Source organism: Prevotella amnii DSM 23384 = JCM 14753, from assembly GCF_000378745.1.
GTDB classification, from domain to species: Bacteria; Bacteroidota; Bacteroidia; order Bacteroidales; family Bacteroidaceae; genus Prevotella; species Prevotella amnii.
This window is the reverse complement of the sequence record NZ_KB905282.1, coordinates 20,975-44,857: the sequence shown is the minus strand read 5'-3', so window position 1 is coordinate 44,857 and position 23,883 is coordinate 20,975. Positions and strand designations below refer to the sequence as shown.

Annotated in this window: 16 protein-coding genes and 1 pseudogene; 5 read left to right on the top strand and 12 right to left on the bottom strand. The window is 42.0% G+C overall.

Features of this window, described 5'->3' with window-relative positions:
* The coding region (locus tag F596_RS0106985; protein WP_019036391.1) for a transposase at positions 1-284 on the top strand (284 nt) is incomplete at its 5' end.
* A 176-nt stretch (positions 285-460) separates the two neighbouring features.
* Here the strand turns inward: F596_RS0106985 and F596_RS0106980 are convergent.
* On the bottom strand, positions 461-1,000 hold the full coding sequence (locus F596_RS0106980; protein WP_008451232.1) for a hypothetical protein: 540 nt from the start codon (positions 998-1,000) through the stop codon (positions 461-463).
* Positions 1,001-1,301: 301 nt separating this feature from the next.
* On the opposite strand from F596_RS0106980, the gene F596_RS0106975 reads away from it, so the two are divergent.
* A complete protein-coding gene (locus tag F596_RS0106975) occupies positions 1,302-2,051 on the top strand; it encodes a ThiF family adenylyltransferase (protein WP_019036389.1) in 750 nt (249 codons plus the stop codon).
* 10 nt (positions 2,052-2,061) lie between these two features.
* Positions 2,062-4,374: a TonB-dependent receptor gene (locus F596_RS0106970; RefSeq protein ID WP_024992781.1), complete on the top strand. Its 2,313-nt coding sequence runs from the start codon at positions 2,062-2,064 to the stop codon at positions 4,372-4,374.
* A 286-nt stretch (positions 4,375-4,660) separates the two neighbouring features.
* Here F596_RS0106970 and F596_RS0106965 read toward each other — a convergent pair whose 3' ends face one another.
* The 3 genes and pseudogenes from F596_RS0106965 to F596_RS10945 form a co-directional block, all read right to left on the bottom strand.
* Positions 4,661-5,752 carry a hypothetical protein gene (locus F596_RS0106965; RefSeq protein WP_019036387.1) on the bottom strand — a complete coding sequence of 364 codons (1,092 nt, stop codon included), beginning with the start codon at positions 5,750-5,752 and terminating at the stop codon, positions 4,661-4,663.
* Positions 5,753-5,773: 21 nt separating this feature from the next.
* A complete protein-coding gene (locus tag F596_RS0106960; RefSeq protein WP_026302377.1) occupies positions 5,774-7,705 on the bottom strand; it encodes a peptidase U32 family protein in 1,932 nt (643 codons plus the stop codon).
* A 319-nt stretch (positions 7,706-8,024) separates the two neighbouring features.
* Positions 8,025-8,409 (bottom strand): annotated as a pseudogene (locus tag F596_RS10945) (relaxase/mobilization nuclease domain-containing protein); the annotation flags it as partial.
* A gap of 366 nt (positions 8,410-8,775) precedes the next feature.
* Here F596_RS10945 and F596_RS12145 point away from each other — a divergent pair.
* On the top strand, positions 8,776-8,937 hold the full coding sequence (locus tag F596_RS12145; protein ID WP_238293006.1) for a hypothetical protein: 162 nt from the start codon (positions 8,776-8,778) through the stop codon (positions 8,935-8,937).
* 164 nt (positions 8,938-9,101) lie between these two features.
* On the opposite strand, the gene F596_RS0106945 is transcribed toward F596_RS12145, so the two are convergent.
* Together F596_RS0106945 and F596_RS0106940 are read right to left on the bottom strand one after the other, a co-directional pair.
* Positions 9,102-10,262 (bottom strand): efflux RND transporter periplasmic adaptor subunit, encoded by a 1,161-nt coding sequence (locus F596_RS0106945; RefSeq protein WP_019036383.1) that lies wholly within the window; start codon positions 10,260-10,262, stop codon positions 9,102-9,104.
* Positions 10,263-10,265: 3 nt separating this feature from the next.
* Positions 10,266-14,588: a CusA/CzcA family heavy metal efflux RND transporter gene (locus F596_RS0106940; RefSeq protein WP_019036382.1), complete on the bottom strand. Its 4,323-nt coding sequence runs from the start codon at positions 14,586-14,588 to the stop codon at positions 10,266-10,268.
* A gap of 120 nt (positions 14,589-14,708) precedes the next feature.
* Here F596_RS0106940 and F596_RS12235 point away from each other — a divergent pair, with 120 nt between their 5' ends.
* Complete coding sequence (locus F596_RS12235; protein WP_262499136.1) at positions 14,709-14,834, top strand: hypothetical protein; 126 nt, start codon at positions 14,709-14,711, stop codon at positions 14,832-14,834.
* A gap of 104 nt (positions 14,835-14,938) precedes the next feature.
* On the opposite strand, the gene F596_RS11885 is transcribed toward F596_RS12235, so the two are convergent.
* From F596_RS11885 to F596_RS11520, 6 genes are all read right to left on the bottom strand, one after another.
* Positions 14,939-15,130 carry a hypothetical protein gene (locus F596_RS11885; protein ID WP_154648187.1) on the bottom strand — a complete coding sequence of 64 codons (192 nt, stop codon included), beginning with the start codon at positions 15,128-15,130 and terminating at the stop codon, positions 14,939-14,941.
* 407 nt (positions 15,131-15,537) lie between these two features.
* Positions 15,538-18,606 carry a type III restriction-modification system endonuclease gene (locus F596_RS0106930; RefSeq protein WP_019036380.1) on the bottom strand — a complete coding sequence of 1,023 codons (3,069 nt, stop codon included), beginning with the start codon at positions 18,604-18,606 and terminating at the stop codon, positions 15,538-15,540.
* Positions 18,596-19,597 carry a virulence RhuM family protein gene (locus F596_RS0106925; protein WP_019036379.1) on the bottom strand — a complete coding sequence of 334 codons (1,002 nt, stop codon included), beginning with the start codon at positions 19,595-19,597 and terminating at the stop codon, positions 18,596-18,598. The genes F596_RS0106930 and F596_RS0106925 overlap by 11 nt, the downstream gene beginning before the upstream one ends.
* A gap of 6 nt (positions 19,598-19,603) precedes the next feature.
* Entirely contained in the window at positions 19,604-21,580 is a 1,977-nt protein-coding gene (locus F596_RS0106920) for a site-specific DNA-methyltransferase (protein ID WP_019036378.1), read from the bottom strand.
* Positions 21,581-21,783: 203 nt separating this feature from the next.
* A complete protein-coding gene (locus tag F596_RS10940; protein ID WP_019036377.1) occupies positions 21,784-23,427 on the bottom strand; it encodes an SNF2-related protein in 1,644 nt (547 codons plus the stop codon).
* Positions 23,418-23,615 carry a helix-turn-helix domain-containing protein gene (locus tag F596_RS11520; protein ID WP_026302375.1) on the bottom strand — a complete coding sequence of 66 codons (198 nt, stop codon included), beginning with the start codon at positions 23,613-23,615 and terminating at the stop codon, positions 23,418-23,420. The genes F596_RS10940 and F596_RS11520 overlap by 10 nt, the downstream gene beginning before the upstream one ends.
* Positions 23,616-23,883 lie beyond the last annotated feature (268 nt).

Below are 23,883 nucleotides of genomic sequence, written 5' to 3'. Positions count from 1 at the left end.
TCATTCCAGACGTTCCTAAAGCTAAAGACAGCTACTACCAAAAGAAAAAGAAACACAAACTATTTTGTAAACGAGCAGGTATAGAACCAACAATAGGACATCTTAAAGCAGACCACCGATTATCTCGCAACTTTTATAAAGGTGTGAAAGGAGATGCTATCAATGTATTATTAGTTGCGGCAGCATATAACTTCAAAAGAGCTATGAGAGTTCTTTTGTACCTTATAAAAAGAATCAGCATAAAGCTTGTCAGTACAAACTTTATGCTGAAATATAGTTTTTAAGGGACGACTAAATAACAAATTATTCCCCAGAAAAATTCTACTGAGCCCCTTACACCCGCTAGACAGCATGCATGCTAGTCAAACAAAAATCCACCAGCTACAAATTTTGCATGTGGTGGATATGATCTTGTATCAGGTACAAATGGTTATGTGTTATGGAGTCTATAAGGTTTTTGTTATAAACTTATATCTTGAGGATTCTTAAAGCTTTTTATGTAATTACCATTTGAGAAATAATGGTAGCTTGCATAATCAATTTCTTTTAGATTTAAGCCGATTAAAGAATGATAAAATTTATCGATATATTTTGCCCTTGATTTAGTATTATATACACTTGTTTTTATCATTAAAATAGGAAATTTATTTGTGACACCTAAAAAAATGTCATCATAAATATTTGAAATAACAAGTAAATCTGTATTGTTTTTCTTACATATATCTTCTAATATGTTTGGAAGTAAACAAAAAGAAGACTTACAAAATGGTGTATAATCATATATGATAACGTTGTTATGATTTGAAAGGTATTCTTTTACTTGTTCTACAGTGACAGTGTATATGTTTGAGTAGTCGTGGATTTCATCTATTTTTCCTTTGTAGTTAATTATTTTTGCTTGTTCCTTTTTTGACAAGTGGGAATAACCTGATGTCAGTCCTGCTATTTGACAAGATGCTAAACTTAATAAAACAATAGCGAGTAAGTAAAACTTTTTCATAAGGTTTATAGTTTTAGAATTAAACATAAATAACAATTTTGCAAATTTACATAAAAAATAAGCAAAAAAGTTCTTCTTACAGTTTGTTAACTTTTTGATGTAAAGCGGTATATATTATTATTCTATAAAGAGTCGGATTTGGAGAGATTTTTGGACGAACATTATCATGAGTAGCAAACATGTTATCTTCTGAATATGTTATAAAATCTAAAATAACAAGTGGAATGAGAGTTTTTTACACTTTTGTGTAGTGCATATTTTTATTGTTGCTTATACTTTTGCCAAAAATAATTATTTCGTTATGGAAGACAGATATAATAGAAACAGGCTCTATGTGAACGAAAGAGAACAAGGCAGCATCAAAGATTATAAAATTTTCCTTGGTGGTGCAGGTATAGGCAGCATAGTGGCTGAATGTGCTTTGCGGTTTGGTTTTGAGCATATCACCATCATTGATGGTGATAAGGTGAAGGAAAACAACCTTAACAGGCAGAACTATACGGAGAATGACATTGGCAGATACAAAGCAGAGTGTTTGGCTGAACGTTTGCTAAATATCAATCCCAACGCGCAGATAGACTTTTATACGGAGTTCTTAACTCCGAGTAACATTGAGAATTTATTGAATGAGCATGATGTGGCTATCAATGCATTGGACTTTAAGGACGATACGCCTTTCGTATTTGATAATATTTGCAAAGAAAGAAAAATCCCTGTACTGCACCCATACAACTTTGGTTGGGCTGGCTTTGTTACGGTTGTAGACCCATTGGGGCATTCTTTATCTGAACTGACCGAAGAGCCAAAGGGATTTGAATTAAAGGTAGCTGAGTATGTTACTGGACACGGGGCTTTTTGGAATCAACCTAAAGAGTGGTTGGATAAAATCGTTACTCAATATCGAGAAGAAAGTGAAACGCTACCACCTCCACAACTGTCCATAGCAGCATGGATTACAGCAGGCTTATGTACAACGGCAATGTACAATCTTGCTACAGGGAAACCTGTAAACTATTTCCCAAAATTCTATCTCTCTTCGCTTTTGCCTTAAGTTTAGCATTATGAAATATAAAATAATATTTTCTTTGATTTGTTTTTTCCTTTGTAGTATGTGGATACATGCTCAAAGGAAAATAGAAGGCAATGTGAAGGATTCTCAGACGGGTAAGAATATTGCTTTTGCAAATGTGATTTTGCAGTTACAGGCTGATACAACAAAGAACTATTCTGGATCTTTAACGGATTTAGAAGGAAATTTCTCTTTAGATAATATTCCTACGAAATCTTATAGAATTGTCGTGTCCTATTTGGGGTATAAGACAATAAAAGAAAATATCGCTTTATCAGACTCCTCTCGTTTAAACAGAAATTATTCTTTACAACCATTAGCTGTAGAATTAAAGGAGATAGTAGTAACGGCAAATAGAAATATACAACATATCGATCATAGATCAATCACTTTTACCAGTGAGCAAATAAAGCATGCTCAGGTGGGTAGAGACTTGGTCAAGGATATTCCAGAAATAAGAGAAGATGCCTTAACAGGAACTTTAAAGAATGTTGATGGAAAAGCTCCTCTTATCCTTATCAATAGCATTCGTTCTTCTGAAGTGGATCTTAAAGCCTTAAAACCAAGTAATATCAAGTATATAGAATATTATGATATACCACCAGCTCGATATGCTACAGCTAGTTCTGTTATAAATGTTGTTACAAAAACATTAGAAAAAGGTTACAGCTTCGGACTAAAGACGAGAGATGCATTCAGCACAGGATTCTCAGATGGTGAGGTCTACCTCTCTATCACACAAGGTAAGAGTAAGTTTGATCTTTCTTACGATTTTAGCTTACGTGATTACAAGAATGTGGTAAATAGCCGTTCGTATGAATATACGAAGGGTGTGGATAATTATATCGATAAGTCTTCTGGAAAGGAAAAATTCGGATATATTAATCAAGATATTAGTGTGAAATATGCTTATATCCCAAATATGAAGTCTATCTTTCAGATTTCCTTTGACCCTAATATTCTCTGGGAACATAGTAACAGTATTCAAAATGGCGAGTATGGAGAGCTAGGACATGAAGACGGTATTATTCGTAATTCTCGTGATAATATTCATACATTTAATCCTTCTTTAGATCTCTACTTTGATAGGCAGTTTGATGATAAAAATAATTTAGCTGTAAATATTAATGCAGCTACCTTTGGTACTAATAGCACTTCCTATGAAGATGAGAAAATTTCAAATGGGATAGTGCTATCATATATAGATAATATGAGGCTGAAGAATAGAAAGAATAGTATCATCGGTGAGATTGATTATTCGCATCAGTTTGCAAATATTAAACTGAATACAGGTTACCGTACAGAATTTTCATATTCAAGATCCAACTTAAATAATTTATCAGGTCAATCTATATATTCTACCAACCAGTCTCAACATTATCTTTATACAGAATTAGTAGGGGGTAAAGATAAACTTATGTATAAAGTAAATATTGGAGTTTCAACATTAAAAATTAATTCATCACTTGCGTCTCAGTCAGAGATTGTGTTTACCCCTAAGGCAGAATTAGGTTATAATGTGTCGAATAACACATCACTGAGATTTGAATTTACTTCTAACCCAATTATTCCTTCTTTAAATATGCTTAGTAGTAATGTTACCATGCTAACAAGAGATATTTATAAGAAAGGTAACCCTCATTTGAAGAATGGAAAGGATACCAGAGCAACGCTTATGCTGAATCATAATAATGATTATATAGACTTAATGATAAGGGCTACATATTCCTATCAGTCAAAAGCTATCTATCAATATTTTTATACCGATGATGAAAATAAACTGATATCAGGTTATAAAAATTGTAAGCATGTAAATAGCTATGGGGGATTCATTATGCTCCAGTATAAGCCATTTGGAAATGACTTGTTGTCTTTCTCTTTGGCTGGTGTACCTCAAATGGAGAAAGTATACAATGAGGATGATGTTAATAAAATCTTCTCCGTAGACAATCTGTTCGACGTAGACTTTAATTATAAGAATTTCAATGCACATTATCATTTGGTAATTCCTGTATACACTGCCAACGGAAGCTTTAAGAGTAGTACTGAAAATAATAATGATTTTACAGCAAGCTATAGAGTAAATAATTGGAAATTCTCAGCATCAGTATTTTTTATTGGCAAAGACGCGAAATACATTACAAAGACGAATTCTTCTTCTTTTGTAAACTATAACGAAGAGCGCAGAATAAAAGACAACCATTCGATGTTTGCAATAGGGGTAGAGTATAATTTCAATGCAGGGAAAAACAAATCATATACCCGCAGGTTGAATAATAGAGATATAGATTCTCCAACATTCTAGTTAAGTAGCCAGTAAAACTTTTATTAATTTTCAAAATAGGGTTGACACTTTTTATTAGGTATCAACCATTTTAGTTATTTTTGCTTTGTAAAAAATTTACAACTATGAGTAAAGATAGTTCTTTTTATGAAACAGCTATAAAAAGATTAATATTTTAAGGAAGATGTCTTTAGATGACGATTTTACTTATTAGTAATATATAGTCCGGACTTGTTTTCTACTCTTTCGTTTCCGTTTGTTTTACTGTTTTTAGTATTCCCTTTTAGCAATAATATTTAAAGGTATCTTATTCATTCATAATTCCACAACGAGGACATCTGCCTTTACGATGCAAGTGCATTCCACAATTACCGCAATAATAGTTTTCGCTATGATGTAACCAATATTGCCTAAAAGCAAAATAAATATATAAAATAAGTAATAAATAACCTATATAATATAAAGTAGTAATAGAAAAAACTATATAATTTACTGCACAAATACCTGCCGTACCACTTAGATATAGAACAATATCTGTCGACTTTAATAAGCGCTTAACATCATCTATCGTAGCTATAGCAACAATAAGCATTAACCATACTAATAAAAGGAAAATATTTAGTAGTAATGGTTGGGAAAAAGGATTTAGCGAAGGATGAAAATAAAACTCTCGCCAAGTTTCAGGTGCAAAAAGCTGAATACTAGCATAAAAAGTTGCAGCAGAAGCTACAACCGTAGTAAGCAATGTAGGATAAATGCTATTAATATCATTAAAATGTACTATTTTTGCATTATGTCTTCGTATTTTTCTTAACATATACCCCACAGCTATTATTGAAATAACTATTAGGAATATAAGTAGATGAATATTTGAAAAAATAGATATAAACTGTGATATAGGATCAGCAGGAACTACGTTTTTAAGGAGTTTACTTTCGTGTATCCACCCAAACTGTGCGTTCTCTGTAGCTATATGTACCCATACAGAATCTATAGAATCTACAGGTAAAATACGTATATCTGCAACAACAATAACATTACCCTTATTAACAGAAAAAGAGTCAGTAGATAAATTATTAATAGTTTCTTCTGGCTGTTGACGGATAATAGATAAGGAATCTGATTTTACTACAAAATTAAAACCTGTTGAGTAATGATGTTTTATTCTAAAATTAAGTGAGTCTATTTGTGCATTTTTACCTCCCCAATAAGTAGAAGTGTCTGTCCCTTGTTGCTTAATAATAGAATCGTATTTGTTAGATAATCTATGAAAAATCTGCGCATCTTGAATACTATCTGGGAGCTGAACTAAAGAACGAGTTCTTTGTCTATAACATCCTGTAAACAGAATATTTAAAAAGACGAAAAACAACAAATATATATTTTTTTCATTTTTCATTTCTCTATATCTCCTTTTTAGCTATTCTGAAAAAATATTCATTTGGCAATCTTTACAATCAAATTCTATCCTAAACTGGCGATTATCGGATAAACGCAAATGGAGTGGTTCACACCATGTAGGTTGTTTTCCACCTCGCTTTACACAATAGCCTAATGAGTATCGGATACAATATCTGCATTGCATCAAGAGTATATTAGGAACACCTGCTTTTTTATTATTTATTCTATTTAATTTATCTTCTAACTCATACGCCATATCCTTATATTTTAGTCCTTGTGCATTATAAAAATTGAAAGATTTCTGATTGGATATATTATATAAATAAGGCATATTACGATATAGTAGACTATTAGCATCAAGTATAGAAACTTTATCTTCTTTTAATGTATAATGTTGATAAGATCTTTGTTTTCGTATGTTTTTTATCATATCATTAAGTTCTATAACTATCATACGTCTAAGTTCTGATAATACGCTGTTAGGGATAAAACATTGTTCAACTTCTTTTCCAATCTGCACAGTATCACATATATAGTGGGTATTACCTAATTTTGTAAGTTGCTTTATGATGTTTTCGACTTGCGTTTTTTTTGCTTGTTGGTGTTCAAAAGACAGTTTCGTCTTAACTTGATATTTTTTCTTATTTTCAGATATAATATTTGCAATCAAAGTGTAACCGTCTTTATCCCCATTTAGATATAAACTTATAGGTATACGTCTATCTGAAGTTTGCCCACTCAACTCTTTTTCGAACGCCTGATCTTGATTTCTATATAGCTTCATACCAGCTTGTAAACCTAGTGGCATTTTGTAAGGGTAAAGCCTATTACCATCTACCCTATTTACTCGAAAACCTTCTAATTTTATATTCTCTTTGCCTTCTATTATTGTTTTATGCAAAAAGCACAATCCATCTCCATTAGTAAAAGTTGCTGTACCAGCTACATTAAAACTATTATTACGTAATTCTTTCACTCTGCCAACATCTTCTCCCAAGGCTTTTGGCGTATTTGGAGAAAAGATATCTATTTGTCTACCTTTCACAAAATAATCTGTATAGCCACGATTAAAAGTCTTGTTTAGGTTCGGGGTAAATAGATACTTTGTTTTACCAAGTGAAGCTCTACAAAATTCTTCTGGATATTTATTTATTATAGAGTCTAATTTTTGCGAATAAGCAGAAACCACATTTTTAACATAGTTTACATCTTTTAATCTACCTTCTATTTTAAAAGAACACGCTCCTGCCCTCATTAAAGATTCTAAATTGTTAATTTGATTCATGTCCTTTAATGATAGTAGATGAGATTTTTGCTTTATTAATAAGCCTTTATTATCTATAAGGTCAAAAGGTAAACGACAAAACTGTGAGCAGGCTCCACGATTAGCCGAACGATTAAAACAATATTGAGAAGCATAACATACTCCACTAAAACTGACACATAACGCACCATGTACGAAGACCTCTAGTTCTAAATCAGGTAATGATGTGTGGATAGTTTTTATTTCTTCTACAGATAATTCACGCGCTAATACGACACGGTTAAAACCCTGCTGCTGAAGCCATTTAGCTTTGTTTAAAGTGCGCGTATCGCATTGTGTACTAGCATGGATTGCTATATAAGAAGGTAATCTTTTCTTAATTTCTTCAAATAACCCCATGTCTTGCACTAAGAAAGCGTCTACTCCTGCTTCTACTAATGCATCTACAAGTGCTAATGTGTCAGGCAGCTCTTCGTCATAGATAATGGTATTAAGCGTAATATGAACCTTAGCAGCATAGCGGTGAGCATAAGAACATAGATCGGCTATAGATTCTACACTATTCCCTGCCATTTGTCTCGCACCAAATTTTTGTGCCCCGATATATACAGCATCAGCCCCATGATCTATAGCAGCTTTACCACATTCTACATTTTTAGCAGGAGCAAGAAGCTCTATTGTTCTCATATTGCTCATGAAGATAATTCTTAAAACACAACTTGTTGAAAATAAAGAAGTTACCATATTGGTAAAACTAAACAGGTAACTATTTAGAAACGAGCGAGCTACTCGGCTTCGCTGTTTTCTGCCTAACAAAGAACGCTTATTATTCCGTTTGCAAAGATAATACTTTGTTACCGAATAACAAGCGTTTTTGATGAGATATTCTTTATTCTGCACTTTTTGTATGCTGCTATGTTTATATTCCCCTTCCACGTTTCTTCTTTCTGTTAGCTTGGTATCTGAGTTTGCGCTGCCATGCTGTTTCTGCATAGTCATCGCCTTGCGAAGTTGGCGTCATAGACTTCTCCATACAGACTGATACGGTTAGCAATTATGTGAATATGTGTGTTGTCGGTGTCCTTGTGCGTTACTGCCACCCATTGGTGGTTGTCAAGTCCCATTTGCTTGGCAAACAAATGAGTTATCCACATAAGTTCTAACACAGGTAGCTTTCTTTCGTCTTGTGGTGCGATACCAATTTCTATGCGGAGAAACTTGTTCCTGCAACGGCTGTTGTAGTCACTGACCACTTTCATTCCCTCATAGATTGTCTTTGGCTCCCTGCTGCAAAGATTGTGGAAGGCAAGCCGATAGCCGAGCTTGCCTTCCCTGAAGATATAGTCCAAAGCTGTGCTTCCGTGCGCTATTGCCTTACATTTTCCTATCATTTCTTGTTAGATTTTATTACTGTCCGCTAAACTTTTGGGTAAGATACAAATTTAGGGCTGACACTTCTCACGAGGTATCAGCCCTTTTTGTTATCTTTGCTTTTGTTCCCAAACTTAGATAACATAGGCAAAAGTACACATTTCTTCGGACAGCCTACACAATGGTACGGAGGAATGGATAAAACGTCTGAGAATCATCGATTCCACCACGATAACCCTGTTCTCTAACGTCATCTTCAAGGGCGTGGGACGGCATCCCAAGACGGGAAAGAAGGATACTTCTATGGCGAGAGTGCCAACGCCATCAAGATACAGATTTGGGGCACACTCATTGCCAATCTATTACTGTCACTGCTGCAAAGCTCATTGCGGAGGCGGTGGAGTTTCTCAGGGCTGGCTACTATGGTGCGCATTGTACTTATAGAATACCTCAACATGAATAATTTCTTCAACATGCCGGATGCCGACATGAAACTCATGCTTGAAGCAGCGGCTGAATCGCCACCGGAGGTAACAGAAAATGAATAAGGGGGCTTGTCGCTAACATGCTGCCATCCGAACTATTGTGTCTCAATGAGTTGGAATAAGGATTTCTATGTTTAGCGGACAGTAATAATATTGAAAACATGATGGATGTTTGGTAGCCGGGCAATTTCCTGCCTACCAAACATCCATTCCGTTTCGGTCATGTTTTATTCCTCTCCCGTCTCGTCTTTCTTCATCTCAGAAAGCAGGTAGTAAGCACCTGACTGCACAATGCGTGAAAGACGATCTGCCGGCCCCTTGGTCTCTATGCCCACGAGGTCACCTTCTTCCTTCACCTTCTTGACCATAGTGGGGACAAACTGCCAGTTGTTCCCTTGCTTTGCCGCCGTGAAGATATAAGATTTTCCATCCACTTCAACGATGGCATCAGACGAAACGACTCTCGTCCTTTCGCTGCTTGTTGCAATCTTCGCCTGAACATACATCCCTACAATCAGTCCCGTGTGCTGTCCATCCAAACGAACACGCACCTCAACCGTTTGCGTTTCGGCTCTGAAAATCTTGCCTATGGAGTACACCTTGCCCTTGCAGGCGGTTCCGTCAGCATGAACAATCTTCAGTGCTACATCCTGTCCCACCTTAATTTTCGGCACATCACGTTGGAAGACCTGCAATTCAGCATACATGTTGCTGGTGTTAGCAATCTTCATCATGGCCATTTCGGGCGATACATATTGCCCCGTTTGCACGTTGATTTGTTCCACTGTGCCGTTGATGGGACTTGTCAATGCAATGACCAGCATTGGTTTTCCCTTGCGAAGGGCAGACGTACTGATGCCCAGTTGTTTGAGTTGGGCGGCAAGCATCTGCACCTGACCGCTCACAGTTTGCAGCTCCGACTTCGTACGGTCGTAGTCTTTGCCGGCTCCTACACCTTCGTTCATCATCACGGTCTGGCGGTCAAACTCCTTTTTCAGGTATCTCTGTCGGTTCAATGCCGAGAAATAATCCGTCTGAAGGTTTACCAAATCAGGATGAGACAGATAGGCCACCACCATTCCTTTGGTCACAGATTGCCCTTCATGAACCAATATTTGTTTGACGTTACCGCCCATTTGCGGGGTTATGGTTGCCTCGCTCTGGGGGCCAACTGCCAGCTTTCCATTGACGTCCACATTGCTGATGAGCATCGTGTCGGCGATGTTCCCCACCTTGATGCCTAACTTTTTCACCTGTTCATCGGTGAGTTTCACCTTTGTCATGCTGTCCGATGACTGTTTTTCTTGTTCGCCAGCGTTCTTAGTTTGCTTGCCACAAGCTGCTAAAAGGACGATGAGCGAAAGGATGAGATATGCTTTTGTTTTCATTTTTTATATGGTTGGATATTGTAAATTGATGATTGTGTCGATGAATTGTTCGTATGCTTCCCAATAATCAAGCTCGGTTTGTACGGCATCACCCATGGTCTGAATGAACCCGATGTAATCGGTTGCACCCAGCTTGTAAGCAGAAGACGCGCCACGTTGCTGCGCCCTGGCCGTGGGAAGAGCTGTGTCCCGGTAATATTGCAGTTTGTGACGCCACTTCTTGTACGCAGTGTGCAAGCGTGCTTGGTTGTCATCCAGCTGTTTTTTCAGCAAGTCAAACTGCATGTTTTCGATGTCCCTGTCCAGGGCGGCAGCCTTTTGTCGGGCCTTATACGAACGTCTGAACAGCGGAACACTCACGCCTACGCCGAATGTCCAGTAGCCGTTTTTGTCGCCAATGCGCTGTGTACCACCCTCTATGAAGAATGCCGGAAGCCCTTTGGACTTTTCCAGTCGGATGTTTTCTTCGGCCAATTTAATCCTCTCCGACTGACAAGTCAATACGGGATTTGCACTGCTTCCTACCTCTCCAAGCGTCTCGTCTGGAGCCGTAGTGGGTTCATAGAGCCCCTCTCCCAGCCACCGTGACAAGGCCTTCAACGCCACTTGGTAATCAAACACCGACTGCTTGAAGTTTTCTTTGGTTTCAACAGCCTTCTTCTTAGCGGCCAGATAAGCCAACTTCGACGTTTCTCTTGCCTCGTAACGCACTTTCGCCGCATGCTCGAAGTTCTGGTAGATAGAATCTATCATGGCATGCACGTTCATCCTTTGCCTTAGAATATAAGCCTGCGCATAATCGCGGTAAACGGCTTTGCGCAATTGATGTTCGGTGAGATTCATCTCCGCACGAGCCACATTCACCTTTTGCCGCTGGGTGCGCACGCGCTGTTTGTTCCCCAGCACGTCAATGTTTTGCCTGACAGACAACAGAGTAAAGGTGACATCGTTGCCTCTTCCAAGATCTTCTACCCCTGCCGACAGCTCAGTAAGTCCCACCTCGCTTACGCCTTTGACCATGGTCTCTTCACGATTGACACCCATTCGCGCCAGACGAATGCTTGGATGATATTGCTCAGCCAGCTGCAAGGCTTGTTGCAAACTCACTGGCTGTTGAGCCTGCATACCGCATGGTGCCAGCAGTGTCAGCATCAGGGCAAAGGCCGCTTTGGGTATCCTATTGGCAGTTTTTCGCTGCGCTTTCTCTTCCAAGGCGTACAATAAAGGAACGACAAGCAAGGTAAGCAGCGTAGCCGTGAACAGTCCGCCGATGACCACAGTGGCCAAAGGTCGCTGCACTTCAGCACCTGCCGACCCCGACACTGCCATGGGCAGGAAGCCCAACATGGCGGCCGTAGCCGTGAGAAGTATAGGGCGGATGCGCTCTTGCGTACCCTTAATGATTCTGCGGTTGATGTTGTTCATACCTTCTTTCTTTAACGAGTTGAAACGATTGATGAGTACCAGACCATTGAGTACGGCCACTCCGAAGAGGACGATAAAGCCCACTCCGGCCGAAATGGAGAAGGGCATGCCCCGCAACAGCAATGCCAATACGCCGCCTACCGTGGCCAGCGGAACCGCCATATAAATCATGAGGCTCTGCTTGAGCGATTTCAAGGCGAAATAAAGTAGCACAAAAATCAGGAGCAGGGCGATAGGCAAGACGATCATCAAGCGATTCTTGGCCTCCTGAAGTTTCTGGAATTCACCACCATACGCCAATCGATAGCCAGCCGGCAGGCGCAGTTGCTGATCGAGTTTGTCCTGTATCTCATCCACAACCGACTGCACATCCCGTCCTCTGACGCTCACGCCGACATAGATGTTACGCGAGGTTTGTTCGCGGGAAATCTGCATGGGCCCCGACTCATAATCAATTTGTGCCACCTCGCTCAAGGGTATCTGTGCCCCGCTGGGCAGCGGTATGTAAAGTTGGCGCAGGTCGTTGATACTCTTCCGGTAAGCGTCAGAGAGCCTGATGACAAGGTCAAACCGTTTCTCACCCTCAAACACCGACCCTGCGGAACTTCCGGCAAATGCGCTGCTAACATAGGAATTGAGGTCATCGATGTGCAAACCGTATTGCGCCACCCGCTGCCTGTCGTACTTCACCGTAATCTGCGGCAATCCGTCCGTGCGCTCAAGGGTCACATCCTCGGCTCCCTCTATCCTACTGATGATGCTCACCATCCGCTCACCCAGTTCGCTAAGTTTGTCGAGATCGTCGCCATAAAGTTTCACGGCCACATCCTGGCGCACACCCGTGAGCAGCTCGTTGAAACGGAGGGCCACCGGCTGTGAGAACGAGAAGTTGAGCCCCGGCAGGATTTGCAACTTTTCTTTGATCTTTTCTATCAATTCTTCTTTGGTCTTGGCCGATGTCCATTTGCTACGATCTTTTTCCAGAATGATGAAGCTGTCAGTATAGTCAAAGCCCATCGGGTCAGTGGGTATGTCGGCCACCCCAATGCGTGCGCATACAGTTTTGATTTCCGGAAAGCTCTGAAGCAGCAGGCGTTCCACCTCTTCCTCTCGCTTGATGGTTTCCGAGAGCGAACTGCCGGGGCGGAGGAAGGTTTGCATGGAGATGTCGCCCTCATCGAGTTCAGGCACAAATTCGCCTCCCATCCGCGTGAAAGCGAATGCGACAGCCAGAAACAAAGCAGCGGCAGAAACAAGTACCGTCTTTTTATGACGCAGGGCATACAACAGCAGTGGATGATAAACATGTATGATGCGCCCCGTCACACGGTTGCCCATGTGCTGCAAACGGCGTTCCATCCGCGCCATCCAGCCGCTCTGGTGGCTCAATGGACGAATCAGCAAAGATGAAATCATCGGCACATACGTCAGACACAGAATGATGGCTCCCAGTACAGCGAACGAGAAGGTGTAGGCCATGGGGGAGAACATTTTTCCGCTGACGCCAGAGAGAAAGATGATGGGGGTGAACACGATGAGGATAATCAGCTGACCGAAGAAGGCCGAATGCATCATTGAAGAGGCGGCCTCGAAGGCGACGGCGTTCATGCCGCCCCGCCCCAGTTGGCTGTGTTTCTTGATTCTTTTCTCCATTTCGAACACCGTGCCTTCTACGATAATCACCGCCCCATCGACGATAATTCCAAAGTCGATTGCACCCAGGCTCATCAAGTTGGCGCTCACGCCGAAAATCCGCATCATGATGAGGGCGAACAGTAAGGACAGCGGAATGACCGATGCGGCGATGAAACCTCCACGCAAACTTCCCAATAACAGCACCAGCACGAATATCACGATGAGCGCCCCTTCTGTCAAATTGCGCGCAATGGTACTCGTTGTACGCTCTATAAGGTTGGATCGATCGAGAAAAGGTTTGATGTCGATGCCGTCGGGCAGCGACTTTCTGACACTCTCCATGCGCTCCTTCACCGCTCTGACCACCTTGTCAGAGTTGGCACCCTTGAGCATCATGATCATGCCCCCGACTGCCTCATGACCATCTTGAGTGAAAGCGCCGTACCTCACTTGCGAGCCAAAGCCCACCTTATCAGCTACGTCGCGCACGAGAACAGGGGTGCCGTTGACATTCTTCACCACGATGTTCTCAATGTCGTTAACCGACTTCACCAGTCCTTCACCCCGGATGAAGCTGGCCATGTGGTCACGCTCTATGTAGGCGCCGCCCATGTTGACGTTATTTTTTCTCAGGGCTTCGTACACCTCGCCCACGCTCACGCGCATGGCGTTGAGCCGCTGGGGGTTGAGGGCCACCTCGTATTGCTTGATGCTTCCGCCAAACGAGTTGACCTCCACCACGCCCGGAATCATGGACAGCTGGCGCTTCACTATCCAGTCTTGAATGGTGCGCAGCTCCTGCGTACTGTAACGGGCGGTGTCTTTGGGAACAAGGGTGTACTGTAAAATCTCGCCCAGTCCCGTGCTGATGGGACCCATCGCGGGCGTTCCGAATCCCTCCGGAATGTTTTCGCGCACCTCTTCCAGCTTCTCTTGCACCAACTGGCGAGGCAGGTAAGTACCCATATCCTCTTTGAAAACGATAGTAACAACAGACAGGCCAAAGCGTGAGATGGAACGGATGCCCTCAACGCCGGGCAGGTTAGACATGGCCAGCTCTACGGGATAGGTGACGAACTGCTCGATGTCGGCCGTCGAAAGATTTTCAGAAACCGTGATGACCTGCACCTGGTTGTTTGTGATGTCGGGCGTGGAGTCTACGTTAATGGTTCGCAATGAATACACTCCGCCGCCGATGATGGCCACCAACAGGAGTACCACCAGAAATTTGTGTTGAATAGAAAAATAGATAATCTTGTTAATCATAACCTTAGTATGAACATGTACGACTTACTGCGGAACAGTTGTTGACAACTGCTCTGCCACTATATAAAAACAATGGGTATTATAAAGCGGGAGGACCCCTTCGTCCACTTGAGGCTATATGTGCCTCAAGCAATCGGACGATGGGGTCGGGCGTTTCGCCAACTGGCGAAACTATCTGCACGTGCGGGTGCATGTCGGCAGCGTGGGCGCACAGCCAATGAGGCTGCTGCTGCGCCACTTGTATGACTGGCTGCGCATGCTCGTCGTCCTTAACAATGTGCCTGATTTGCTCTACAGGACAGTTGTCTGCCTGCGATTCCTGTCCGGAAGAATTATGGTGGGTGTGGCGGTCATTGATTTGACCGTCTGTCTCGCACCTTTCTTCCACGAAACAAACCTTGCTCAGGTGGTGATGATGGGGCACGACCAACACCAGCAACACCATGAGCATTGCCAGCCAAAGACTTACTATGAGTGCTTCTCTCCGCATCATGATGCAAAGATGGCAAAATTTTGTTGCAACTCAGTTGCAAAGTGCTCATCAACCTGTTTTTTCAATTGCATTAACTTTGGTTTTCAATGTAGATGCGCTTGCGCACCTATCTTATACGGCTATTCGTCGAACGTGTTGATTGTCAAAACACTAACCGTGTCCTTGGACATAAAAAAATAGGCTTTGCCACCAGCACATTCACATAACACCGCCATTTCCTCTAAGGGTACTGAGGTTGAACAACAAATGATTGTTTTTGCTAACAAGCAACCGTTTTAATGGCTCTTCCGTTAAATGTGTGGACACTTTTTGTATTGCTTTAACGTAAGAGCCGAGGTTGCTCATTAAACAAAAATATGGCTAAGACTGTCAACTTTCTATCCTAATATCATCCTCTTTCAGAGAAAACCTTTTCATTTTAAGACTTCGAAAAATTGTAGACAAGAGATTGAAAAATTATTTCATTACCTTATCACATAAAGTTTTGTAGTCCTTAACAACACCGTACACTATATTATTATTATGGCTGATGGCTTCAAAGTGGCGGGCAGCGCATTCGATTTTGGCATCTTCAGCACCACGAAGTTGTGAGCGTTGCCATTCGTTGCCCTTGGTCTCGGCAACAAAGTAGATATGCTTTACTGTTCCCTCGTTGAAAGCAATTGCCCAGTCTGGATTGTAATGTCCCATCGGAGTGTTTATATAGAAGTCATGAGGCAGCTTGGTATAGACTGCTACTTCGTCGTGGGTCTCCAAAGCCTCGGCAAAACGTTTCTCCACGCCCTCGCTATCCACCACCACAAGGTCGTACAGCGACTTTGTGCTCTCTATAGCATTGATACCTATCTTTCCACGCAAGGTATCTTTTGTAAAGATATCTACATCGTAGGTATTGCTCGTGCGCTGGTAGCATATTTTCTGTACTACTGCCATTGCTTTTTCATCGTAAATGATATTGCCCACCTTACGGATAAACTCCTCGGGATTCATCTTAAACTGATGGAACGTTGCTGGCTTAATACCTTTTAGAATGGCTACAATAGTTTTACGGGTTAGTCCTGTAGCAGCCACGAGCCTACCTATCAAGTCGTATGCCACACCAGCTCCCACCGTCTCACGCACATGGTAGGTGTGAGCTGTGTTTTGCACCATTGCCGTGCCGGCTTCAAGCGATTCCTTATCGCGTATCTCCTCCATGTGTCCTTCTTCCACGACCATGCGTATTTCTGTTACACTGAGATGCTTGTTGATGGCATCTATAGACTTGTGAATAAGGTCCGAAGTTTCAAAGTCCACCTTATAATATGTCTTAACGTTGATGCGCTTCCACAATTCTTGAAACTGCTTTTTCTTGAACCGCTCCTCTTGGAAGTTAGCTTCCTTAGGTTTACGTCCATCTTCTATCTTGATAGTTTGAGGATTGAACACCCTGTCCAAAGTTTGTATAATACCTGCTTTAACAGACTCAAATTGTTCGCCAAAACAGAGTGTCCCAGCCTCCTTTGCTTCAAAATAGGTATTGGTCAGTTTACCGTCATCGTCTACATAATCTCGCTTGATGAGTTGATTATAAATTTTGCGTGCCTCATCAACAGTTACTTTCATTTTCGTACCCTCTACCGTCTCAAACACGTTATCAACAAATAGTGTTGGGGTAATCACCACCGGGCGGTCGCTCACCACTTCGGCTATTTCGTGTTGCAGCTGTTTGGAGAATTGCTCATAGCTCTCACTGGCAATCACGGTTAATATATTGGTATCAAATACCGTATCACCAAGCACATCTGCATCTTGTCGTTCTCCATTCTTATTCACACATAGACGCATACCACGTCCCACTTCCTGACGTTTACCTATCTCATTTGCGGTATTCTTTAATGTACAAATCTGAAAGACGTTAGGGTTGTCCCAGCCTTCACGCAAGGCTGAGTGAGAGAAGATGAAACGTGTAGGTTCGTCAAAACTCAACAGCCGTTCCTTATCCTTCATTATCAAGTTGTAGGCACTATCATCACTACAACCTGTTTCGCCACGCTTCACCTTCAAATCGATAAACTTCCCTTTCTTGTCTTGTGAAAAATATCCGTTGTGTACCTGCTCTATAGAGAAGCGTGATAGATAGCGTGTATAAGCCTCATCGGTAAAGGTAGGCATCAGCTCTTGCAGCATACGCTGGTACTCTTCCTCAAACATCTTAGCAAACTTGCCTTTGCCATTGCCCTCTTCATCGTATGTACGATAGTTCTCCACATGATCGATAAAGAACAAGCTCAACACTTTAATACCTTTAGGAAACAGCTGACGCTCACGCTCAAGATGTGTCTTGATGGTTTCGCGTATCTGTATTCTGCGCATAATATCTTCAGTAACCTCTCCTTGCGAATCTCCCTCATAGAGAGTCATGCCATTGAGAAGTTTCACGCTGCCTGCACGTCCGTCTATACGCTCCACTACATAGTTATCACGATACTCTGCCATCTGTCCGCTCTGCTCATAGAGGTCGAAACCTTCGTCCACCAGCTTGGTAGTCTGACGCACGTTGCCCGTACTGCCCATAATATCGTATGTGATACGTGCCTGCGGATTCTTACCTTTGCTTACCACAATCTCATCAAGATAGAGAAAACCATTGGTAGCAGTGCTTCCCACTTGACGAATGCCCTTTACCTCTATCTTTTTCACCAACTTCTTGTTGTAGGCATCAATGGCATCAAGGCGGTACACCATATTCATTACCTCGCGGTGAGTGGCAGAATAGAGCAGCAAGGCGAGAGGATTAAAAAGCTTGATACCTTTTCGAGTGGAATTGTGAACATTGGCACCGAGCACACTCTGTGGCTCATCGATAATCATTACCGGATTAGTCTTTGCCAATACGTCTATTGGGCGACGATAACCAAACTCTTCTCGCTTTGAGAAGATGATACGTGCGGCGGCGTCCCCACTGCGCCCTTCTTTGTTCTTGTCTTCGTTGAAAGACGAGTTGAAAGCCTGCGTGTTGATAATCATGGCGTGCAGGTTGTTGTCGCTGGCAAAGCTGTCTATCTTGGTGAGTTGCTTAGAGTTATAAATGAAGTACTGCATGCGCTTGCCATATTCATGGGCAAAGTGGTCTTGCATGGTCTCAAAACTCTTATACACGCCTTCACGAATAGCCACACTGGGCACCACAATGATAAACTTGCTCCAGCCATAATGCTTGTTAAGCTCGTACATGGTCTTGATGTAGGTATAGGTCTTACCCGTACCTGTTTCCATCTCTATAGTAAGGTTTATGCCTTCGCCCTCAAGGTGGTCAATAGGCTTCAGTCCTTGCTCCATCTGGATAGTGCGCACATTCTCTTTGATGTCAGCGCGATCGAGCTTAAGAGGTGCATTACCAAACCCTGTTTCGAACAATTGCTTTTGTGTGCCCCAGTCCATAATGTAGTTAGCACTGTCTTGATAGGGCTGTCCCTCAAAGGCGCGCACCACGTTGCGCGCAGCCTCTACTTGAAATCCTTGATGTTTGTATTTAATCTTCATGCTCACTTTCTTTTTTATTGATATTCCCCAAGCGTTTGATAGTATTGAGATAATCTCGCTCAGCGTCGCTGATGGTGCGTTGCTTGTATTTACGATATTCGGTTGTGGCGTGCTCCATGGCGTCTTCGTGCGACACTTTGCCTGCATCTTGCAACAATTGTTCACCAGACATAGTGAGTATTCTGTCCAGATAGTTTGCCCAGTCGTTCATCGTCATAGGTTGTTCTTTCTCGGCTTGACGCTCTGCAAAGTCGAGATAACCCGATACCAACTGCCCCATAGCGCGAAGTTCTTTCTCGTTGAGATAATTCTTTGCCGTGCGAGCTTCTATTAGCGTGGGCTGATTGCCTTTAAACGTGAGCAATCCCATAAAATCTTTTTCAGCATCTGCACGCTCCACAATGAGTTCAGCTGCCGTATGCCCATGAATGGCATAATGTATCTTGTTTTGCACCTTTTGAAAGAACTTCTGCGATACCGATGCGCGAGGATCATAGTCGATACTGGTGGCATAAATCTCTAACACCTGCCGATACATCACCTTCTCTGTGGAACGAATGTCGCGAATGCGTTCCAACAGTTCTTTCCAATAGCCGCCACCACCCAATTTCTTCAGACGGTCATCATCGAGCGTAAAGCCTTTGGTGATGTATTCTTTCAGCCTGATAGTTGCCCACTGGCGGAAACGTGTAGCAATGATGCTGCGCACACGATAGCCTAAGGCAATAATCATATCGAGATTGTAGAAGGTCGTCAGGTACAATTTACCATCGGCAGCAGTTGTTCGGAATTTCCGAACAACTGCCCCTTCCTGAAGTTCCCCCTCCTCGAAGATGTGCTTAATATGCTCGCTTACATTCGACTTGCTCGTCTGATACAGTTCGCACATCTGTGCTTGAGTTAGCCACAGCGTGTCCTCCTCAAGTTTCACATCTATCTTGATCAAACCATCTTGACCAGTATATATCAATATCTTGTTATTCTCGTCCATAGCCAATCAAACCACTCTGATATTCTCTTTTGCCTCTTTATCGTCCCAGTTTAATTTCTGCTTGAATAGCTCAAAGATGTTTATTTTGGTTTTGTCCTCGCCGAAGCAGCTGTCGCGGAAGAGTACGCGCACGGGTAGCTTGTCAGCCATAGCCTTTGCCACATTCTCGGTGATGTTCTCTGCAAAGCAAGCCACCAAGCCGCCATCGTCTACGGTGTATATCTTGCAGCCGTCCACCTCTTCGGTAGTCATGGGCAGAGATAGCTGCACGCCCCATGAGAGCATAGCCCCAAAGAGAAGGTCGAGGTCGGTGCGGTCGGCTTTTATGTTGTTGGCAAAGAGGTCGAGCGTCCGCTGGTCGTATTCTCCGGGTTGCTTCGTTACGTCCTCATAGTTGCTGCCATCAAGGCGGAACACACGAAAGCCAGTGTCAAGGTGTTGTGTGGATAGTGGCGTTTCTTCTTTTATCTTCTTTCCCGCACGGCGGATACGCTCCTTCCCTATCTCACAAATATTCTTATAGCCTGCCTTTCGAGCTTCGCTCTGTTCGGGCGTTTCTTCGGCAAGCTGCACACAGATGTACTTACGCTTACCACCGTCCTCTGCATTTAGCTTCATCACTGCATGCGCCGTTGTGGCAGAGCCAGAGAAGAAGTCGAGGATAAGGGCTTTTTTGTCCTCTACTTTGTCTACTAAATATTTTAGAAGCTCAATTGGTTTTACATAATCAAAGAACTTGCCACCTAAAATCTCTTCCAACAAAAGTGTCCCTCTCTTTGTTGTTCCTTTCCCTACAAGAACTGATGCAGGTGTATTCCCTGCACGCTCCTTTCTTGTATGTAGCATCCCAGATGTAGAAAGATAAACTTCTATGAGGCGTTGTCCCTTTCGATCAATTACTTCTTCACCAGCAAAGTATCTTGATAAAGTAATAGGATTACGCAAAGGTCCTTCAATAAGAACATCATTTTGTAAGACACCATCGACTATTAACATTCCTTCTTCCGAAAGAATATTATAGTAATCTTTTGTTCCGCCTACATGTCCTGTAATTGTCTTAGTAATGTTCTCAACACAACGTACACCCTTCTTTATTAAACATTGAGATATATTATTGCCTCCATTGGTTATAAGTTTATCTATATATAAGGTTTCTCCGCGGTCTAAATTAATTGAGTAATTATTTTTTTTATATGCAAGAACATATTCATGAGACTTTTTCAATTTACCAAGGTTAGCACCTGCAAATTTAGTATCCTCTTCTAACTCATTACGTAAAGAATTAACCCAAACAAACTCCGCTACAAAATTCCCCGCCCCAAGCACCTCATCACAAATCTTGCGGAGGTTATGCACTTCGTGGTCATCAATAGAAATAAAGATAACCCCATCTTCCGTTAGCAGCGAGCGAGCCACGAGCAGGCGGCTATACATCATTGAGCACCAGTCGGAGTGGAAGCGTCCATTGCCATCAAGATTCTTGCGATAGCGCAGCCCCTCTTCGTCGATATTACCAGCAGCAAGCTCTTCGTCGGCAAGAGAGGTCTTAAAGTCGTCATGGTACACAAAGTCGTTACCAGTGTTATAAGGAGGGTCGATGTATATCATCTTCACCTTGCCCATATAACTCTTCTGCAAGAGCTTGAGCACACGCAGGTTGTCGCCCTCTATGTAGAGGTTTTCCGTTGTGTCCCAATCCACAGAGTCTTCGGTTACCGGTCTTAGCGTGTCGGCAATGGGTGTGGCTGCCTCGTACCGTGCAGCCTGCTTGCCTGGCCATGTAAACTGATACATCTCCTCGCTGTCTTCCACAGCGTCGTCGCCAAGAATTTGGCGCAGGGTCTTAAAATTCACGACATGCTTGACAGTACCCGTCTTTTCGTCTTTCTCTTCGGTAAAGCACGAGGGGGCAATCTGGTAGAGTGCTTCAAGGTTGAGTTTGCTACCATTGGCAGATGTTCTTTCTATTCTGATAGGCTTCATCATATCTTATTTTTTATTTTGTAATTATTATGGTTGTTAAGCTAACGCTTAGATATCTCTTAGTAAAAGGTATGCTTTTAGTCTGCAAAAGTTGATGTTTTAGAGGGTAAAAGGTGATGTTTTAGAGGGTAAAACATGTGCTTTTATAACTCATTGACTGACAGATGTTTGGAAAGCGAATATCCGCAATGAATATAAGTCTTTTATGTGCTACTCAAGATAAAATCAGAAGGTGTGTATATTGCAAGATTCAGATTATTGATCTGTTCAAAAATCTCGTTATATGATATTGCCCCATCAAGGTCGGTGAGGTGTGGACGTTGCGATATGACGGGCAGCCGTTCGGGAAAAGAGCCTATATCGGCAGTATCGTAGTACTGCTCAATATGTCGGCGTGAGCGAGCAATGGTTACGCTATCAAGTACCTCAAAGAAGTCGAAGCTCAATTCAGACAAGAGTCTCTCTGTGGTGCGCTCTATCTCTGGCAACTTGCTCCAGCGATTATAAACCAACTGCGCTTGACGGAAAATATCATCAATAGAATTAGTGGTATTAAGAAGTTTATCAAAACGCTCTGCTTTGCCTTCGTATGCTAACTGTAACTGATTTTTAAGATCGTTGAAGCGGTTGTTTACGGGGGTGGCAGAGAGCATTAGTACTTTGGTCTTCACTCCTTTACGGATAACTTCGTTTAATAAGTATAGATAACGATTTTCTCTTGGGTTCTCGTCGTTTTCGTCAGTTGTTACCTTGCCACCATTACGGAAGTTGTGGCTTTCGTCAATCACGACAAGGTCGTAATTGCTCCAGTTGATTTTCTCTAAATCGAGTCCATTACTCTCGCCGTGAGTACGCCCCAAATCTGTATGAAAAAGAACATCATAGCGCAAACGGTCGCCAGCCAGCGGATTATTGATATAGTTGCTGCGATAAGTTGCCCAGTTGTCGTATAGCTTTTTAGGACAGAGTACCAACACTGATTTATTTCGATTCTCATAATATTTAATCACGCTCAGCGCCGTAAAGGTTTTACCCAATCCAACACTATCTGCTAAGATACAACCATTATATTTTTCCAACTTATTGATAATGGCAAGAGCAGCATCTTTTTGGAAGTTATAAAGTTTCTTCCAAATCAGCGTGTCCTTAAAGCCTGTAGCCTCATTGGGCAACACATCTTCGGACAAGTCGTCGAGAAACTCACGGAAGATGTTATAAAGCGTGATAAAATAAATGAACTCAGGTGCATTCTCCTTGTAAGCGTTGGAGATGCTTTCTACCACCTCATCGGTTACGTCTTGCAAACGCTTCTCATCATTCCAAAGCTGATTGAAGAGCTGCAGATAATTTTGAGAGATTGGGGCTTCCAACTTATTGATCATCATATAGGCATTGTCGCCTCGGTCACTGCCCAACTCTACCGTGGTAAAGCCACCGATGGGTGCGTATGCCGTATCGTCAACCAAGCCGAACCCCGCCATATTCTCGCCTGTTCGGTTAGACTTGAACAACACTTTCCTGCGTATCCATTCAGCACACTCCTTGGCAATGGCACGTTGAGTGAGCTCATTACGAAGTTTCACTTCAAACTCACTACCCGTCAAACTGCGTTCACGATTTATGCGCGGAATATAGAACTCACGTTTCTGCTTGTCAGCCTTTTCAGTTACAAAGGTGGGGGATGTGAATATAAAACGCAACTCATCTATGCCCTCCAAGACCTTTTTTAACTCTTGGTAGGCATAGATAGAGAAACACGACGCGGCAATAGACAACTTACTGCCCTGTTTGATGGTCAGGGCAAAGTCATCGCGCCAAGTTTTATGAACATTATCTATTATCTCCATGTTGAAGACTTTGAAAGTGTGATTAAATCTCGGACATCAACATCGAGCTCTGCTGCAATCCTATTCAATGTCGCAAGGTCAGGTTGAGAAACATTGGTACACCATTTTGAAACAGTTGCAGGGTCTTTACCTAATTGTTCTGCCAACCTTTTATTGGTTCTTTTCTTCTCTGCTAACACTACTTTTATACGATTGAAGTCTTACATTTTATCATTTTCATTGCGTTTTATGCAAATTTAATAATTATAATTGGACTATCATTAGCATACAATAACTTTTTAATGGATAAATGATTCTTTAAATTGAATAATTACTATCCACAAAACTTTTGGGTAAGATACAAATTTAGGGCTGACACTTCTCACAAAGTATCAGCCCTTTTGGTTATCTTTGTTTTGTTAAAAATATATAACCATAAGCAAATATAGTCATTTTACCGGACAGCAATAATTAATA

What these genes read in the sequence shown, in the direction of transcription:
- F596_RS0106980 (WP_008451232.1), bottom strand. Translation starts at nt 1,000, where the DNA reads ATGAAAAAGTTTTACTTACTCGCTATTGTTTTATTAAGTTTAGCATCT.
- F596_RS0106975 (WP_019036389.1), top strand. Translation starts at nt 1,302, where the DNA reads ATGGAAGACAGATATAATAGAAACAGGCTCTATGTGAACGAAAGAGAA.
- F596_RS0106970 (WP_024992781.1), top strand. Translation starts at nt 2,062, where the DNA reads ATGAAATATAAAATAATATTTTCTTTGATTTGTTTTTTCCTTTGTAGT.
- F596_RS0106965 (WP_019036387.1), bottom strand. Translation starts at nt 5,752, where the DNA reads ATGAAAAATGAAAAAAATATATATTTGTTGTTTTTCGTCTTTTTAAAT.
- F596_RS0106960 (WP_026302377.1), bottom strand. Translation starts at nt 7,705, where the DNA reads ATGAGAACAATAGAGCTTCTTGCTCCTGCTAAAAATGTAGAATGTGGT.
- F596_RS0106945 (WP_019036383.1), bottom strand. Translation starts at nt 10,262, where the DNA reads ATGAAAACAAAAGCATATCTCATCCTTTCGCTCATCGTCCTTTTAGCA.
- F596_RS0106940 (WP_019036382.1), bottom strand. Translation starts at nt 14,588, where the DNA reads ATGATTAACAAGATTATCTATTTTTCTATTCAACACAAATTTCTGGTG.
- F596_RS11885 (WP_154648187.1), bottom strand. Translation starts at nt 15,130, where the DNA reads ATGAGCACTTTGCAACTGAGTTGCAACAAAATTTTGCCATCTTTGCAT.
- F596_RS0106930 (WP_019036380.1), bottom strand. Translation starts at nt 18,606, where the DNA reads ATGAAGATTAAATACAAACATCAAGGATTTCAAGTAGAGGCTGCGCGC.
- F596_RS0106925 (WP_019036379.1), bottom strand. Translation starts at nt 19,597, where the DNA reads ATGGACGAGAATAACAAGATATTGATATATACTGGTCAAGATGGTTTG.
- F596_RS0106920 (WP_019036378.1), bottom strand. Translation starts at nt 21,580, where the DNA reads ATGAAGCCTATCAGAATAGAAAGAACATCTGCCAATGGTAGCAAACTC.
- F596_RS10940 (WP_019036377.1), bottom strand. Translation starts at nt 23,427, where the DNA reads ATGGAGATAATAGATAATGTTCATAAAACTTGGCGCGATGACTTTGCC.